The following is a 16,232-nucleotide window of genomic DNA, read 5'->3' on the forward strand; positions in this document are numbered from 1 at the left end:
CCTGCGCCAGTGCAGCCAGAATGCCGCAACGGATGGGGCCAGTTTGCAAAACAAAAGGCCCAAGCGATCTGCACCGCTTGGACCTTCCAAATTTCAGTAGTCCTATGACCTACACCTACAGCCCCGCCACGCAGGTGTATTTGGTGATCAAATAGTCGTCCAAACCTTGGCTGCCGCCCTCTTTGCCCATGCCGCTTTCTTTCACGCCCCCAAACGGCGCTTCCACGGTGGTGATGAGGCCGGAGTTGATGCCAACCATGCCGTACTCCAATCCCTCATTCATACGGAACGCCCGTGCGAGGTCCTTGGTGTAAGCATAGGCCGCGAGGCCATAGTCCGTGGCATTGGCCGCCGCCACTGCGTCGTCTTCATCCTCAAACTTGTAAACCGCCGCCAGCGGGCCGAAGATCTCATCGGTAGAGAACGACATCTCGGACGTCGCACCGGTGATCACGGTGGGCTCAAAGAAGGTCTGCCCGAGTGCGTGGCGATTGCCGCCCAGCTCCACGGTGCCGCCTTTGGCTTTGGCATCGGCCACCATGCCTTCGACCTTTTTGACCGCGTTCTCGTCAATCAACGGCCCCTGCACCACGCCATCCTCGGTGCCATCGCCAACCTTCATCGCTGCCACAGCCTCTTTTAGCTTGGCAACAAAGGCGTCATGGATACCCGACTGCACGTAGAAGCGGTTGGTGCAGACACAGGTCTGCCCCATATTGCGGAACTTCGCGATCATCGCGCCTTCAACAGCCGCATCCAGATCGGCATCGTCAAACACGATGAACGGCGCGTTGCCGCCCAACTCCATGGAGACCTTTTTCACCTGATCCGCAGACTGACGAATGAGCAGCTTGCCGACATTGGTCGAGCCAGTGAAAGTCACCTTGCGCACGTCATGGTTTTCCATGATCGCCCCGCCAATCGCTGGCGCGTCCCCAGTCACAATGTTCACCACGCCATTCGGGAAGCCGACATCCTGACACAGCTTGCCCCAAACCAGCCCGCTATACGGCGTCTGCGGCGCAGGTTTGGCCACCACGGTACAGCCCGCCGCCAGCGCCGGCGCAATCTTGCGCGCGAGCATCGAGGACGGGAAGTTCCACGGCGTGATCATGCCCACAACACCCACCGGGTGATGCGTGACCATCAGGCGTTTGTCATTGGTCGGCGCCGGAATGATCTCGCCTTTGCTGCGGCGGATTTCCTCAGCAAACCAGCGCACATAGGCCGCGCCAATGCCAATCTCGCCCCGCGCTTCAAACAGCGGCTTGCCCTGCTCAGCGGTCAGCAGCTGCGCCAGGTCTTCCTGATTGTCCATCAAGGCGTCATGCAGCTTGTGCAACAGACCAACGCGCTCCATCAGATTGGTCTTGGACCAAGACTTGAAGGCTTCGCTCGCCGCCGCAATCGCGCGCTGCGTCTCTGCCCCACCGGCCTCCGGCACCGTGCCCAACACCGCGCCTGTCGCGGGGTTGGTGATTTCCGTTGTCGCGCCATTGTCGGCCCCGACCCATTGGCCGCCAATCAGGTTGGATTCCAGCAGCAGTCCATTGAAGTTGCTCATGTCTGACCTTTCGAAAAGACAAATTGTGTGTGTTGGTGATAGGTCTCGCCCGGCCGCAACACGGCCTGCGGAAAGTCATTGTGATGATTCGCGTCAGGCCAAACCTGCGGCTCCAGCGCCAGTCCGGCACAGGCGCCCATCTGTTGGCCGCGCAGGCCGGGCACGCCCGTGGCAATCCCGTCTCCGTCATAGACCTGCAAACCTGGCTCGGTGGTCAAACACGCCATCCGCACCCCGGACGCAAAACTCTGCAAGCGTGCCACGGGGCGCAACGGTTGCCGAGCGTTGGACAGACAAAAGTTGTGATCCACAGGGTGGGCCTGGCTCAGCGGCGCTGCCTCGCGAAAATCAAACCGTGTCCCCGCAACTGGTGCAACCTCACCCGTCGGGATCAACGTGTCTTCCACCGGCGTGTAGCTCGTGGCTGCAATCTGCAAGTGATGTTCCGAAACAGTGTCCGTATCATCGAGCACAAAATAGCTGTGATGCGCCAGGCTACACAGCGTGGTCTTGTCTGTTTCGGCCCGCATCTGGATGTCCAATGTACCGCCGTCCAAAAGCGCAAAGGTCACCGCGCAGCTCAGCGTGCCGGGAAACCCCATATGCCCATCAGGCAGCACCGCCCTAAGCGTTACGTGATCCTCGGCAGCTTCCTCAATTTCCCACAGATGACCACCCAGACCCTCAACCCCGCCATGAAGCGTGTGCCGTCCGCCATCATTGGTATCCAGTTGATAGGTTTCCCCATTCAACTCCAGATGCCCGTCGCGGATACGGTTGGCAAATCGCCCGGCCGTGGCCCCGAAGTAAGGCGAGTCTGTCAAGTAAGGCGCAAAGTCAGGAAACCCCAGCACCAATGGCGCGTCATGTCCCTCCAGACGCAAGTCCTGCAGCACTGCGCCATAGGTCAGCACACGTGCGGTCAACCCGCCGCCCGTCAGCGTCACGCGATGCACCGCACGGCCATCCGGCATATGCCCCCAGATCTCTGTCACTCAAGCCCCCTTACCGCAGTTTGCGCCAATCTCTCCCATCACCGAGCAGGCAGGCGTAGAGCCAAAACCCAGCGATGCTGACGCCAGATGCAACCACGCGCGGCGACAGCCTGCAAGGGTTCCTCCGAAATATGATCAAATTTTTTGACGCCTGGCAACACCGCGAGGCCGTTCGCTCCGCAACCGCATAAACCTAGTTGGCACGCGGAGTCAGCATCACATCCGCCACATAGCCCAGATGGTCAGAGGCTTCGGCGTGCTCGCCTTCGATCACCGCCACATTGGAAACAACAAAGTCCCCTTTAGACAAAAAGACGTAGTCGATCCGGCGGTGTTTCTTGGTGCCGGCAATCACCGGATAGGTGCCCCGTTCCAGCACGTACTCCGCGCCGGCCCGCGCCACCAACGCACTGTCTTCATAGACCCCAGATACAACCCCATGCCGCTTGTCATTGGGCTTGAAGTTGAAATCCCCCATCAACAGCACCGGCGTATCGGTCTGTGCAAACGGCGCCATCATGCGTTGCAGCTGAATACCGGTGTTGTCTTCGCGATCGCGATGGATCGAGGTCGCAAACACCGCCCCGCCCGCCACATCCAAACGGGCCACCGGCATCGCTTTGCCATTGCCACGCCCGCGGCTGGTCACAACACGCATGGTCTTGGTCATCGGGCATTTGCTCAGAACCGCATTGCCCCACCAGGGCAGCGGGCTTGGGTGAAAGGCAAACGAGCTCTCCATGCCCAACGCACGCGCAATCCGGCCGGTTTGCCCCCAGCCCAGCACCTCCTGCAACGCCACCACATCCGGATCGGCCGCCGCAATCGCCGCCACAATGGGTCCAACGTCGTGTTCCTCAAACAACTGGTGCAATGGGTTTGCGCCTGCGTTCTTGGTCCCAAGCGCCGTACGGATGTTAAACGTCATCACCCGCAGGTTACCGTTCTCATCGCCACAGGTTTCTGCCGCCCGCACTGCCGAGCCGCCAGAGACTCCCCAAACCGCCAGCGCTGCAACCAGCAACGCCACAACCACACCCAAACGTCGCATTAACAGAATTTCCTATAGTCTCTCAGCAATTCATTGATATCGTCGTAGTGATACAGCTTGCTGCCATAGGCAAACACCCCACAATCGCAGTAGTCCTTGATGGTCTTCTCAGAGTGCGAGATCATCACCACCCGCGCGTCTTTGATCTTGTCCTTAAGCGCGCGCTTACTTTTGCTCTTGAACCGCCGGTCGCCCACCGCCGTGACTTCATCAATCAGGTAACACTCGAAACTGATGGCCAGCGACAGGCCAAACGCCAAACGCGCTTTCATACCGCTGGAATAGGTCTGAATCGGCAGATCCAGCGAACTCCCCAGCTCCGCGAACTCCTGCACCTGCTCCAAAACAGACTCGGTGTGACAGCCATAAATCCGCGACACAAAACGCACGTTTTCCACCCCGGTCATCGTGCCGTTAAACCCACGCGCAAAGCCCATCGGCCAGCTCACCTTTTCTGTCCGGCGCACCCGCCCTGACGTCGGCAACTCAATCCCGGCAATCATCCGCATCATGGTGGACTTACCTGCCCCGTTGTGCCCCATCAGAGCCACGTTTTTGCGGTTTTCAAACCGATAGGACGCGTTATCCAAGATGACTTTTTTGACACCTTTTACGTTGTAAATTTTGGTCAGGTTCTCAAAGGCAATCATGCTCAGACCCTCTGTTTGCGGGTGATCCGCTCGGCAAACAACGCAACGATCACCAAAGCCGCGCCAAGGCCCAAAGGATAGGCTATATTAAGAACATCGCTGCGATAGTTTGAGTAGAACCCTTCACGGTTCCACTCCACCACATGCAAAATCGGGTTCCACTTGATGATCGCTACCGCCTCTGGCGGCATGCTCGATGGAATGTAGAAAACCCCGGACAGGAAGAACAAAGGGCGGGCAAAGATCTTCTCGATGTGCTGCCACGCTTTGTTCTTCTGATACAGAATGGCATTGACCGATCCGACACCAAACCCAAGCAGACAGGTGGTTAAAAAGGCAAAGATCACCCTCTCCGGATGGGCCGGAATCTGACCAAGCCCCATTGCATATAGGCCAGTGTAAAACACCACATTGATAACAACAAACGTGCAGCCGATCAGACACAACCGCGCCAGCAGCGTGTCAGGCTCCTTGATCATGGGGTAGGACAGCAGCGACTTGTTGGAGGTGAAGGCCCGCATCAAGGAGGCGGATAGCTTATTGTATAGTTCAAGCGTCAACACGGCGGTGGCAAAATACAGCGCCAGCGACTGCCCAAACGGCGATTGCCTGCCAATCAGGTAGAATAGGGTCATCAAAAATGTCACCGAAAAAATCGGTTGGAAGATGGCCCAGAAATAGCCTGAGTGGGACGTCCCAAACGTCATGCGCGTTTCCCGCAGGGTCAGCGCTGCGACGACACGGATTTGCAACCAAATGGCGTAGAACATCAGCCGGACCTCAGCGCATGTGGTCCCGGATCGTATAAGCGATCAACGTGGCAATGGCCCAAAGCGCAAAGGCCGCAACCACAACCAGGAAGAAGTCGCGACTGCGCACCGGATAGGCTGGCTCATTTGGCACAAATGGCCGCGCAAAGACACCAAGATACCGCTGCTGGCGGTCCGCATCGATGCGGGCGGTTTCCAGCGACACCATCGCCGACGCATAGCTTTGCTGCGCAAAGTTCTGTTCAATCAGCAAACCTTCATAAGCCGCCAACGCCTGCGCGGTGTTTTCAAGACTGTCCGGGTCATCCGTCTGACCGATCAAGGCCCGACGCTGCCGGATCTGCTCTTCCAGTGCATCAGCCTGCCGGTTGAGTTGTACCAACATCGGCGAGTCCGCGTCCACTGAGCCTGACAACGCGTTGATCCGCGCCTGAATATCCACCAGCTTGGTCTCCAGAGATGCCATCAGCTCAGCGTCCAATTGCGCGTTAACCATCGGATCCACTGCGCCACGTTCTGCGCGGAAGTCGACCAGTTGCAAACGCACGTTGCGCACCCGCTCCTCGGCCCGCTCAACTTCCTTGGCAGCAAACTGAACCGAGTCTTGCCGCGCCTTTTCGGAGAGTTCGTTGATCAACCGATCCGCCGCCGCCAAGGCCAGCTGCGCCAGACCCTCGGCCATTTCCGCATCAAACGCCTGCACTTCAAAGGTTACAATGCCTGTGGTGCTGTCATAGGTCGTGTTGATGCGCCACTGCCAGTAATCCACCAAATCTTCGAACGTCCCTTCCGGCCGAAAGCGCGCGATTGGGTCGATAAACTCCTGCGAGTAGTGCGACCGCAAATCCAGTTCTGCATCTAACTGGCGCAACAGATCCGCGCTTTCTAAGAAGTTGCGCACCACGTAGCTGTCTGATGTTGTGCTACCGCTGGGGGACAAACCGGTAAAGGACGTCACAAAGTCAGGTGTGCCACCACCCTCGAGTCCTCGGATCACAAAGCTTGCACCGGCAGCGTAACGGTCAGACGCAAACACAAAAAAATACGCACCGCCAAGGGCCACCGGCGTCACAAACAACAGCAGGAACGAAAAGATCACCCCCCAGCGCCGATTGCGCAGAGGCGAACTCTTTGGTGGTGCCTGCAACACACCGCTTGGACCGTCTGCCTTTTTGTTAACAGTCTTCAACGTTTTGACTTTTGCTTCAGCCATGTCTTACCTTTCATGCGCCTACTGGCACCGGCCTGTGTCTGCCACACGCCCCCACTGTCTTGGGGCAAAGTGCGCGCGCAACAGCAATATTGCGCATTGTGTGAGATAACCTAGAAAACTGCTATAACAAGATTGCAGCACGTCCGAGACTTTCAATGCGTTGAAGAGCCTCAAACCGTCTCAAATTGACTTGGCCTGAGACCAGAAAGGATCGCGCCCCACATAGTCAATCATCCAACGCCGCGCGGAGCTGGCCGACATGCCTTCCAATTCCGGGTTCTGCCAGCCAAACACCATCTTGCGATGCGCTGCATCCGTTTCGTCGGCCCCATTGAGATAGTCCATTACAGCAGTTTCTGGATCCTGATGCGACATAATCGACTTGTGCTCGTAGATCGTCTCCAACCCTCTGGGAACATCGCTTTCCCGTGCCAAAACCATATGGCGGATACGTTGTTTGAGGAAAATGGCCTCCATGCCGGAAATATCGCAAAGCGCCAAAGCCACGGCAACTGGCGCGCTGTCATCCTCTTCAATTGTGACCAACCGGCTCAACTGGGTGTGACACCCGAACCGCAGCTGGAGGCTGGCGTTACGCAACACCACGGCGACCTGCAAGCCAGACCGGCGCAAAAGGCGGATGCCAGAAATGAACTCGCGCACCATTGCGGGACGCAGCATACCCAAGTACGGATGCGGCTTGACCACAACCCGGTGCAAATCCAAAGCGCGTGCCGCTTTCAGAACCGCCATAAAGCCTCGCAGCCCCACAACAGAACTGTAGTTGTCTGCTTCTCCGCCATAGCCTTCCCAAGTTGGCGAATAAAAGATCACCGGCGCAGTATCCGTGATGCGCATAGGCTTGATCCACGGCATGGACTGCACAAACGTATCGCCCATCATCACGAGCCGGCCCTGATCCACGTCGGATGCGGTAAAAATACCAGCTTCCAAATAGCGATCTCGCGCCAGCGGTCCCGCAATGGAAACGTAGTCATACATCCGTGCAGCAGGTCGGACGGACGCCCCCTTGTTGCTTTCCCCATGCAACGTGAGCACGTGACGGAAAGAACGATTGGCAACTGTTTCTAAATTTGACTGCGAGTTGTACGGGTAAAACAGCACGCCACCGGGACGCAGGGGAAAACGTGTACCATTGGCGCCGCTACTGACCGGCCGCACATCCAAATCGGAGGGCAATCGGCTGAACAGGCGCTGCATCCGGATCAATGCTCGATGCCGCAACAGCAACGGCGTGTCAGACTTACCGTAGGCGCCACTCTCAAAAAACGGACGGATTTGATTGACCGCCGACAGAACCGGACTGTCCATATAAACTGCTTGGTTGGGCACGGTTTCCACATCGCGCACGGCAACCGGCGAAGGCCGTTCCTCAGGCGTGTCCCCTGCTGGATCGTCCTGCTGGTCGTCTGTGGTTTCTTTTCGCGTAACCAAACTATCCGTGTCCCGCACTTTCAACATGTTTTAGGTGCGCACTACCAAATTTTCACTCAATAGCATCTTGCCTGTAGGTGAAGACATCATGGCAATCACGTCTGCAACCTGTTCTGGCTGCATAATAGTTGCTGGATCCTCGTCTGGTGCAAGGGTTTTGCGCAATTCAGTGGCGCAACGACCTGGCGACAGGCACACCACGTCCACACCATAAGGCGCCAATTCTTCCCGCATGACCTCGGACATATTGATCACCGCCGCTTTGGAGGTTGAATAAGACAACCAGCCGGAACGCCCGTTGATACCTGCCGTGGACGCAATGTTGATGATTTTCTCAAGCGGATGGTTTCGTAGCAGCGCTTCCTGCACAAAGCGGAAGGGCGCATAAACATTCACCCGCATGGTGCGCTCGAAATCGGCCATGTGAGTTTCGTTGATCGACGCTGGCTTTGTGAACGCCGCGTTGTTGATGATATAGTTGACCGTAACGTTTTCAGCATCCAAGCGATCAAAAACACACTTGACCGCCTCTGGATCAGAAAGATCTGCTTCCACTTGAAAGATCTGCCGGTTCCCGGAAATCGCCCGCACCTCAGCCACCGCGCTGTCAAAAGTATCAGATTGTCGCGCGACCATGACAATGCAGCTCACATCATCCATGCCCCGGGCAAAGCGGCGGGCCGTTGCGAGGCCGATGCCCTTTGAAGCACCGCTAATTAGAACAGTCTTAGTCATGGGCAGGTACTTTTCCTTTGCTGTGGAAATCCTTCATCATGCCTTCTGCTATAATGAAATCTTCAGGTGTGGTAATTTTGATGTTTCGACTGGACCCTTCCAAAGAAAGGACTGGCTGTTTGGTCATTTTGACCACCATGACCGAGTCTTCATTGTAAGCCTTGGCTTTCTTTCGGGCCTTTGCATGGGCCGCAAGCAAAGTGTCCCGCTCAAATTTTTGTGGCAACTGTATATCAAAAACTTTCTCCCGTGACACACCGCGCTTAACAAGGCGTGTCTCAGAGTCGATCCGGCACATGGAAAACGAGATAGCCAGACAATAGCCAGCATTCACGGCAGAGTTCTCAATCAAGTCCGTCAACATATCGACCTTGATAAAAGGACGAGCCGCCTCGTGAAGCAGCACTATGTCTTTATCAGCGGCCTTGGCCAAAGCCTCACAGCTTTCTTGGCGCGTCGCGCCGGCCGGAATAATTTTATATGGCAAGCCTGCGCAATAGGCTTCCATAATTTCACGTGTACGCTCCTCATAGCCTTCAGGAGCATTGACAACAATCTCAGCCACATTTGGGGTCCGCACCGCCGCGATTATCGAGTGAGCCACCATCGGATGGCCTGCCAGTTTATAAAACTGCTTTGGCTCGTGATGGTTGGATCGCGCGCCCACACCACCCGACAACAGCAGGAAGGAAACCTGCGGTTCGGGATGTGGGCGTGTTAATCTATGTAGGCTCATTCTTTAGCTCGCTAACGCTAGTGTGGCCGCCACGATAGCGACGAATTTGGCAAGGTCGGTCGATGGCGCATTTGCGACAAAGAGCACATCTTTGTCCCGCATCGCGAAGGCTTGGGTCATAAAAATCGCCTCAGGCGAGTTCATATCGACCCAATAGATCGTTGGCACGCCGTCAGAATAGGCGCGATCAGGCAGCTTCACACCGGTGCTCTGCACCCGCGCCTGGTGTTCAAACCGGAACAGAAATACACCGCTGTCATCTGCGGTCTTATCGTCCAAACCACCTACCTTGCTGATCGCTTCCGCCAAGGTGACGGTCTCAGTGCCAAAAGGGTATTGAGAAGGCTTGCTTACGGCTCCAAAGGCCGAGAACGTGCGCGGCTTGTGTAGCAGCTGCACCGTGTCACGCGGCTGCAACCATACATTGGCGCTGCCGGTGGAAATCACCTCATCCAAACGCGCGCGGGCGACGGAACTGCCGCGCACCAGGCTCACTTCCATGTCATGGGTGGGCTGGGTTGCGCCACCAGCCGTGGCCACCGCATCCAAAAGTCGCAATCCGCTAGCGGGAATATCAAACCGACCGGGCGCGCGTGCATCCCCCACCACGGTCACGCTCTGCGCGCCACCTTTTTCGAGGATGACGGAGACCTCGGGATCAACCGCTTTGCCGCGCAACCCATCGGCCACTTGCGAGCGCACTTGATCTACAGTCAGGCCAATGACCGGCAGATTTCCGACATAGGGGATATTGATATTGCCGTCGTTGCTGACAATCACCGGGATCGCAGAAGACTTCTGCTCAACGGTGGAAAACAACCCTTCCGGAGAGCTCTCCCAGATCCGCACGGTCAGACGATCCCCCACACGAATACGGGTACCGGCACTTGACGTGCTGCGTGAACTGAGACTGCCCGCAAAACCGCCCTTCACCGGCGCTCCGACTTTGCCAATCACCGCTGGCGTCACCGGCACCAGGGCAAAATCACGCGTGACATTTTCGTCATTTGCCACCTGATCCGTCATCGTGATCATCGCCCGGCTGGTGCCCTGGCCAGGCAAGGTCGAACAGCCTGCTACAGCCAACACGAAAACAGCCGCAACAATCGCCCGGCCCCACCGCATTTTTCCCAGCTTCGCTTCAACAACCATTCTGGTCTTCAACTTCCTGTTATTTGCACCAAAGCGCACGCCCTTCATACCGCTGGAGTCGCCCCGAATACAGAGGCATTCCGCCAGTTCCCTAAGCATGCTGTTGGACAATGCCAAGGAAGCCCCCGTTCGGGTGCTCTTGAGGGGACTGTATTTGCGAAAGTGGTTACCGATCTTCTAATGCCGCAACGTCAATTTTTGCTGCAGACGTCCGTTTGATCCTTTGGTCCATTGAAGAACTGAATGTTGCTGCCTGGCTCCGGCTGAGCGCAAGTAAGAGTATACATGGTGAGTATTAGCCCAAAAATTCGTTTTGACGCCCTCGGGCGCTGCGCGGATAAAAGCCGAAAAACAAAAGGAAAGTCAATAAAATAAACTCAAAACAATGGGGCGAAACCATCTTCAATAACCAATTTTCACAGCCCTCTATAAGTCGCAAAACCTATCTTGAAACGCGTGTGCGCGGCTTAAATAACAGCGTTACTCAGTTCTTGAATTTTTTTTCAATCTTCAAAATTACCTCCCGGAAAAGATGCCTTTCCTGCAGACATTACCGCCATACAGACGCCTCCAGAAATTCAAGATTCGGGCCGCCGGCAACTTTCCGCCGCAAAATTCACGCGCATGTTTCAAAGTCGTAAAAAAGCAACAGCTTCTGTGCGTAGCCCTGCCATTATGGCAAAACAGCCTCAATTAACCCCCGCCAAAAACACAGAAAATCCCCGCAGCGGCGCCAACTGCGGGGGTGCGTCTTCGGGCAAATTGGTATTGTTTTTAGGCACCAAAAGCGCGCTAAACAACTTTTCCCAACTTATAGGCATCAATTGCGAGATCGCGACACAACAGACAGGCAATCTCGTCCACGTCACTGCGCCCCAAAATGCCACGGCCCCGCTGGGCGGCCAGATGCAGGCTCACTCCCCGTCGCCACATGTCGTGCCGCGCCGGGATCGACATCAGCGCCCGCGTGTCATCATTGAAGCCCGCTAGGTTCCAATAGCCAGCCGTCTCCACCACCTGATCCAGATAGCGCGCGATGCCATTGGCGCTGTCATGGAACCACCACGGAGGACCCAGCCGCAAGGCTGGCCAGTGCCCCGCCATCGGGGCCAATTCACGCGCATAGGCGCTTTCATCCAGTGTAAACAGCAGGATGTTCATGTCGCGCTCATTGCCCACGCGATTGAGCAAGGCCTCCATGCCATCCACCCAATCCACGCGCACCGGCATATCCGCCCCCATATGCGCGCCAAACTTGTCATAGAGCGCCTTGTTGGTGTTGCGTTTGCTGCCGGCATGGATCTGCATCACCAGACCATCCTCAGCCGACATCTGCGCCATCTCGGTCAGCATATGGCCGTAGAACACCTGCGCCTCTTTTGGCGTGATCTTCCCGCTGCGCGCCTTGGCATAAAGCTCTGAAGCGCGCTTCTCAGTGAGATAGCAGGTCATAAGGTTCGCCACAGAATGGTCGGTCGCCGTCGCGCCATAGGCCATGAAATACGCCCGCCGATCCCGCAGCGCCTCAAGGTATCCGGCAAATTTCTCAGTGTCCTGCCCGGTTATGTCGGCCAGCTTAACGATGTCTTTTTTGAAACCCGGATGCTTGGGATCCAGAATGCTGTCTGGGCGGAAGGTCGGGATGATCTTGCCGCTCAGCTTCTGTTTCCGCGCCGCCTTGTGGTGACCAAGGTCCGACAACGCGCCATCCGTTGTTGCCAGCACTTCGATGTTGAACTCTTCCAACAACGCCTGCGGCCGCAACCGCGCCGCCTTCAGTTCTGCGTCGATCTTGCCATAAAACACATCCGCGTTTTCACGATTCAGCGTGGCGGTAATGCCAAAGGTCCGCGCCATGGTGGTGGCAAACCAGGCATCACTGGGCGTGCCGCGGAACTTGTGCCAGTGATTGGCGAAGATGCGGAAGATCGCCCGCGCATCCCGTTTCTCCGGCGGCACGCCAATGCCCAGCTCCTCCAAAGGCACACCCTGGCTGTAGAGCATGCGGAAAATGTAGTGGTCGGGAATGATCAACAGCTCCGCCGGATCACTAAAGGCCTTGTTCTCGGCAAACCAGCTCGGATCACAATGGCCGTGCGGCGAGATAATCGGCATATCGCGCACACCGTCATAAATGTCCTGCGCCGCATCCGGCAGGGTCAGGATCGGCGTGGTGTGTCCGGTCAAGGAAGTCAGTGGCTGGCTCATCGTCAAACGTCTCTCTGTGCTGGCAGAGCCCCCGGCGCGGGCGCCCCACACGGCCCCGCGTATACGCGCAATGCGTACACAACAGGCCCAAGTCATTCCCAGCCAAAGGCACATAGAGGGATTTATGTTCCGCTAACGCACACGGCACGAGTCGGGCACATTGGCGCGCGCAGCCTAAGCACAGCTCAAAATTCACAAGATAAGAAAACACCCATGCCGTGCAGGCAAAGCGCCACGAAAAGCTGCACGTTCACGACATCTTTAGCAACCACATGAAATTACAAACACTTCTTATAAAGCGCTGCTTCGAAATCAACCCAAGGATGTGATCGCCGCCATCTCGGAGGCACGTTTTGGCGCGCCCCACTACCACCACACTCCTGAAAACAAACATAAAATGCCACCTAAATTCCCAAAAGGCTGGCCAGAACGTCCCTCCCAAACGACCTCAAATCAGCCTAAGACGTGACCACAGAGCACGTTAAAGACGCAAACTCAGGCGCCCGCCATGGCAAAGATGACCCAACGGCAACATTATAGCATCTCCCAGCAGCAACCATCTGCAAATGCGCGAAATTTTCCCTTGCCGGGGCCGCCTTCAGGTTGCACCATTCGCCCAAACGCTCGGCCGTGCCCACGCGTGACCTGACTTAGGAGTTCCCTGTGAAGCAGACATGGCGCTGGTTTGGTCCGGCTGACCCGATCGACATCTACGACTTGCCACAGGTGGGCGTGCAAGGCGTGGTCACCTCCCTGCATCACATCCCCCCGGGCACCCCTTGGTCCAAGAGTGACATCCGCGAGCGACAGGCAGAAATCGCCAAACCAACGCCACAACCCACAGGCCTCAACTGGGAGGTGGTGGAAAGCCTGCCGGTTTCCGAAGTCATAAAGACCAAAGGCACCGGCTACGCCGCGCACATTGCCGCTTATAAGGAAAGCCTGCATAACCTTGCCGGCTGCGGCATCCAGACGGTGTGTTACAACTTCATGCCTGTGCTGGACTGGACCCGCACCAACCTCGCCGCGCGCATGTCCCACGGCGGCACCGCCATGGCCTTTGATGTGGTTGACTTCGCCCTGTTTGACCTCTTCCTACTGGCCCGTCCCGGCGCAGAAGACGATTACAGCCCAGAGACCAAACAAGCCGCCAGTGCCCGTTTCAACGCATTGGACGACACCGCACAGGCCAGCTTGGTGAACACCATTGTCGCCGGGCTGCCGGGCGCCACCGAAAGCTGGACCCTGACAGATGTGCTGGACCTACTTGCTCTATATAAAGACATCGACGCCTCCCAGCTGCGCGCCAACCTGATCGACTTTCTGTCCGAAGTGGTGCCCGTGGCCGAAGAACACGGCATCCGCCTGTGCTGCCACCCCGACGACCCGCCGTTCTCTCTGCTAGGACTGCCCCGCGTGATGTCCTCCACGGCAGATTACGAGGCCATCCTCTCCGCCATCGACAGCCCCGCCAACGGCGCAACACTCTGCACCGGCTCCCTTGGCGTGAACCCGGCCTTTGACACAGAAGACTTCATCGCCCGTCTTGGCCCACGCATCCATTTTGCCCATCTGCGCAACACCCTGCGCCAAGGACCATCTGACGGCAACAAGCTCAGCTTTCACGAGTCTATGCATCTGGAAGGGCAAACCGACATGGTCCTCGCCATCCGCGCGCTGCTGAAGGAAGAGTCCCGCCGCAAGGCCGAAGGCCGCAGCGATTGGGACATCCCCATGCGCCCGGACCACGGCCAACACATCTTATATGACCTGCACAGCGAAACCCTGCCCGGTTACCCGCTGATTGGCCGCACCAAAGGGCTGGCGGAACTGCGCGGCGTGATGACCGCGCTCACCGCCGATCTATAAAGCCGGAAACACGCCGGTCTTTTTCACCGTGCCATAGGCAAAGGTGGTGTCGATGCTGGCAATCCCGCCAATCGGATGAATGCGCAGGCGGATGAATTCCTCATAAGCCTCCAGATCCGCCACCACCACGCGCAGCTGATAATCCGTTGCCCCGGTCAGAACGTGGCACTCCAGCACCTCATCAATCAACATCACCGCGCGCTCAAACCGCTGCACATCCTCTTCATTGTGCCGCTCCAGTTTCACCCGCACAAACACCGTCACCGGCAGGCCATAGGCTTTGGCATCCACCTCTGCGCCGTAACCGGTGATTGCGCCAGAGCTTTCCAAATTGCGCAACCGTCGCAGACAGGGACTGGGGGACAGATTCACCGCCTCCGCCAGATCCTGATTGGTCATGCGCCCATTGGCCTGTAACGCCCGAATAATCTGACGATCTTTGGCATCCATCTCGCGACTCCTTGGCAGATTATGCCAACATTCTACCCAACTGCGCTATTTTTCGCAATCACATGCCCCGCAACCTCCCCCAAACTGACCTTAACAGTTTCACGCGAGGACCCTTCCCATGACCAAACGCAACGCCCCACAAGGCTTCGCCACCCGCGCCATCCACCACGCCTATGATCCGCAGGACAACGAAGGCGCGCTGACCCCACCGCTGCACCTGACCTCCACTTTCACTTTTGAAACCGCGCAGGCCGGTGGCGAGATGTTTGCCGGTGACCGCGTGGGGCACATCTATTCGCGCATCTCAAATCCAACCTGCGATCTGCTGGAGCAGCGCATCGCCACACTCGAAGGGGCCGAAGCCGGTCTGGCCTTGGCCTCCGGCATGGGCGGCATCACCGCCACGCTCTGGACCCTGCTCTCCCCTGGCGACGAACTCATCGTCGACAAAACGCTGTATGGCTGCACCTTTGCCTTCATGCAGCATGGTCTGGCGAAATGGGGCGTGACCATCACCCATGTCGACATGACCAATATCGAAAATCTGCGCGCCGCTGTCTCAGACAAAACCCGCGTGGTGTATTTCGAAACCCCGGCCAACCCCAACATGCGTCTGGTCGACATCGCCGCCGCATCCAAAATTGCGCACAGCGTGGACGCCACCGTGGTGGTCGACAACACCTACGCTACGCCCTACCTGACCCGCCCTATCGAACTGGGCGCAGACATCGTGCTGCACTCCGCCACCAAGTATCTCGGGGGCCACGGCGATGTGGTGGCCGGTCTTGTGGTCGGCACCGCCGAGCAAATTGCCGACATCCGTCTGGTCGGCATGAAAGACATGACCGGCGCGGTCATGGCGCCGTTTAATGCCATGCTGATCTTGCGCGGCCTCAAAACCCTGGCCCTGCGTCTGGACCGCCATGTGCAATCCGCGATCACCGTTGCGGAATGGCTCGAAAGCCACCCGGCCATTGAATCCGTGTCCTTCCCGGGCCTAAAGAGTTTCCCACAGCATGAGCTGGCAGAGCGCCAAATGGACAAACCCGGCGCGATGATCGCCTTTGAACTGGTCGAAGGCCACGACGCGGGTATCGCGCTGATGAACAACCTCAACCTCATCCAGCGGGCGGTGTCTTTGGGCGACGCCGAAAGCCTGATCCAGCACCCGGCCTCCATGACCCATTCCACCTACACGCCCGAAGAGCGCGCCGCGCACAACATCACCGAAGGCCTCGTGCGTCTGTCCGTAGGTCTTGAAGAGGTTGAGGACATCCTCGCCGACCTCGCCCAAGCGCTAGACGCCCTGCCCACCCGCATCGCAGCGGAATAAGCCCTTCGGCCTTGGCGTGCTACACTTGCGCCAAGGCCACTCTCCCCGATT

Annotated in this window: 14 protein-coding genes; 2 read left to right on the top strand and 12 right to left on the bottom strand. The window is 57.4% G+C overall.

Annotation, left to right across the window (positions count from 1 at the left end):
• Window positions 1-115: 115 nt before the first annotated feature.
• The 11 genes from MK208_RS14090 to uxaC form a co-directional block, all read right to left on the bottom strand.
• The gene (locus tag MK208_RS14090) at window positions 116-1,564 is read right to left on the bottom strand and encodes an NAD-dependent succinate-semialdehyde dehydrogenase (RefSeq protein ID WP_294117628.1); all 1,449 of its coding nucleotides are present in this window, start codon (window positions 1,562-1,564) and stop codon (window positions 116-118) included.
• Window positions 1,561-2,559 carry an aldose epimerase family protein gene (locus MK208_RS14095; RefSeq protein ID WP_294117630.1) on the bottom strand — a complete coding sequence of 333 codons (999 nt, stop codon included), beginning with the start codon at window positions 2,557-2,559 and terminating at the stop codon, window positions 1,561-1,563. Before MK208_RS14095 ends, MK208_RS14090 begins: the two co-directional genes overlap by 4 nt.
• 193 nt (window positions 2,560-2,752) lie before the next feature.
• Window positions 2,753-3,610 carry an endonuclease/exonuclease/phosphatase family protein gene (locus MK208_RS14100; RefSeq protein WP_294117635.1) on the bottom strand — a complete coding sequence of 286 codons (858 nt, stop codon included), beginning with the start codon at window positions 3,608-3,610 and terminating at the stop codon, window positions 2,753-2,755.
• Window positions 3,610-4,260, bottom strand: coding sequence for an ABC transporter ATP-binding protein (locus tag MK208_RS14105; protein ID WP_294117637.1), 651 nt, complete (start codon window positions 4,258-4,260; stop codon window positions 3,610-3,612). The genes MK208_RS14100 and MK208_RS14105 overlap by 1 nt, the downstream gene beginning before the upstream one ends.
• Before the next feature lie 2 nt (window positions 4,261-4,262).
• Window positions 4,263-5,030 (bottom strand): ABC transporter permease, encoded by a 768-nt coding sequence (locus tag MK208_RS14110; protein ID WP_294117639.1) that lies wholly within the window; start codon window positions 5,028-5,030, stop codon window positions 4,263-4,265.
• Between the two features lie 10 nt (window positions 5,031-5,040).
• Window positions 5,041-6,243 (bottom strand): hypothetical protein, encoded by a 1,203-nt coding sequence (locus MK208_RS14115; protein WP_294117641.1) that lies wholly within the window; start codon window positions 6,241-6,243, stop codon window positions 5,041-5,043.
• Window positions 6,244-6,423: 180 nt separating this feature from the next.
• Window positions 6,424-7,725 carry a hypothetical protein gene (locus MK208_RS14120; RefSeq protein ID WP_294117643.1) on the bottom strand — a complete coding sequence of 434 codons (1,302 nt, stop codon included), beginning with the start codon at window positions 7,723-7,725 and terminating at the stop codon, window positions 6,424-6,426.
• A 3-nt stretch (window positions 7,726-7,728) separates the two neighbouring features.
• Window positions 7,729-8,433, bottom strand: coding sequence for an SDR family oxidoreductase (locus MK208_RS14125; protein ID WP_294117645.1), 705 nt, complete (start codon window positions 8,431-8,433; stop codon window positions 7,729-7,731).
• Window positions 8,426-9,169, bottom strand: coding sequence for a 2-C-methyl-D-erythritol 4-phosphate cytidylyltransferase (locus MK208_RS14130; RefSeq protein ID WP_294117646.1), 744 nt, complete (start codon window positions 9,167-9,169; stop codon window positions 8,426-8,428). The genes MK208_RS14125 and MK208_RS14130 overlap by 8 nt, the downstream gene beginning before the upstream one ends.
• A 3-nt stretch (window positions 9,170-9,172) precedes the next feature.
• Window positions 9,173-10,321 (bottom strand): polysaccharide biosynthesis/export family protein, encoded by a 1,149-nt coding sequence (locus MK208_RS14135; RefSeq protein WP_294117647.1) that lies wholly within the window; start codon window positions 10,319-10,321, stop codon window positions 9,173-9,175.
• Between the two features lie 792 nt (window positions 10,322-11,113).
• The gene (gene uxaC / locus MK208_RS14140) at window positions 11,114-12,529 is read right to left on the bottom strand and encodes a glucuronate isomerase (protein ID WP_294117649.1); all 1,416 of its coding nucleotides are present in this window, start codon (window positions 12,527-12,529) and stop codon (window positions 11,114-11,116) included.
• Between the two features lie 663 nt (window positions 12,530-13,192).
• Here uxaC and uxuA point away from each other — a divergent pair.
• Entirely contained in the window at window positions 13,193-14,398 is a 1,206-nt protein-coding gene (uxuA, locus tag MK208_RS14145) for a mannonate dehydratase (protein WP_294117654.1), read from the top strand.
• Here uxuA and MK208_RS14150 read toward each other — a convergent pair.
• A complete protein-coding gene (locus MK208_RS14150) occupies window positions 14,393-14,848 on the bottom strand; it encodes an Lrp/AsnC family transcriptional regulator (protein ID WP_294117656.1) in 456 nt (151 codons plus the stop codon). The two genes, uxuA and MK208_RS14150, sit on opposite strands and share 6 nt — an antisense overlap.
• A 118-nt stretch (window positions 14,849-14,966) precedes the next feature.
• On the opposite strand from MK208_RS14150, the gene MK208_RS14155 reads away from it, so the two are divergent.
• Window positions 14,967-16,181 (top strand): methionine gamma-lyase, encoded by a 1,215-nt coding sequence (locus MK208_RS14155; protein ID WP_294117662.1) that lies wholly within the window; start codon window positions 14,967-14,969, stop codon window positions 16,179-16,181.
• The last annotated feature ends 51 nt before the right edge of the window (window positions 16,182-16,232 follow it).

This window comes from Shimia sp. (genome assembly GCF_022448905.1).
GTDB lineage: Bacteria > Pseudomonadota > Alphaproteobacteria > Rhodobacterales > Rhodobacteraceae > Shimia.

Coding starts and splice junctions, on each gene's coding strand:
- MK208_RS14090 (WP_294117628.1), bottom strand. CDS start 1,564: ATGAGCAACTTCAATGGACTGCTGCTGGAATCCAACCTGATTGGCGGC.
- MK208_RS14100 (WP_294117635.1), bottom strand. CDS start 3,610: ATGCGACGTTTGGGTGTGGTTGTGGCGTTGCTGGTTGCAGCGCTGGCG.
- MK208_RS14105 (WP_294117637.1), bottom strand. CDS start 4,260: ATGATTGCCTTTGAGAACCTGACCAAAATTTACAACGTAAAAGGTGTC.
- MK208_RS14110 (WP_294117639.1), bottom strand. CDS start 5,030: ATGTTCTACGCCATTTGGTTGCAAATCCGTGTCGTCGCAGCGCTGACC.
- MK208_RS14115 (WP_294117641.1), bottom strand. CDS start 6,243: ATGGCTGAAGCAAAAGTCAAAACGTTGAAGACTGTTAACAAAAAGGCA.
- MK208_RS14120 (WP_294117643.1), bottom strand. CDS start 7,725: ATGTTGAAAGTGCGGGACACGGATAGTTTGGTTACGCGAAAAGAAACC.
- MK208_RS14125 (WP_294117645.1), bottom strand. CDS start 8,433: ATGACTAAGACTGTTCTAATTAGCGGTGCTTCAAAGGGCATCGGCCTC.
- MK208_RS14130 (WP_294117646.1), bottom strand. CDS start 9,169: ATGAGCCTACATAGATTAACACGCCCACATCCCGAACCGCAGGTTTCC.
- MK208_RS14135 (WP_294117647.1), bottom strand. CDS start 10,321: ATGGTTGTTGAAGCGAAGCTGGGAAAAATGCGGTGGGGCCGGGCGATT.
- uxaC (WP_294117649.1), bottom strand. CDS start 12,529: ATGAGCCAGCCACTGACTTCCTTGACCGGACACACCACGCCGATCCTG.
- MK208_RS14150 (WP_294117656.1), bottom strand. CDS start 14,848: ATGGATGCCAAAGATCGTCAGATTATTCGGGCGTTACAGGCCAATGGG.
- MK208_RS14155 (WP_294117662.1), top strand. CDS start 14,967: ATGACCAAACGCAACGCCCCACAAGGCTTCGCCACCCGCGCCATCCAC.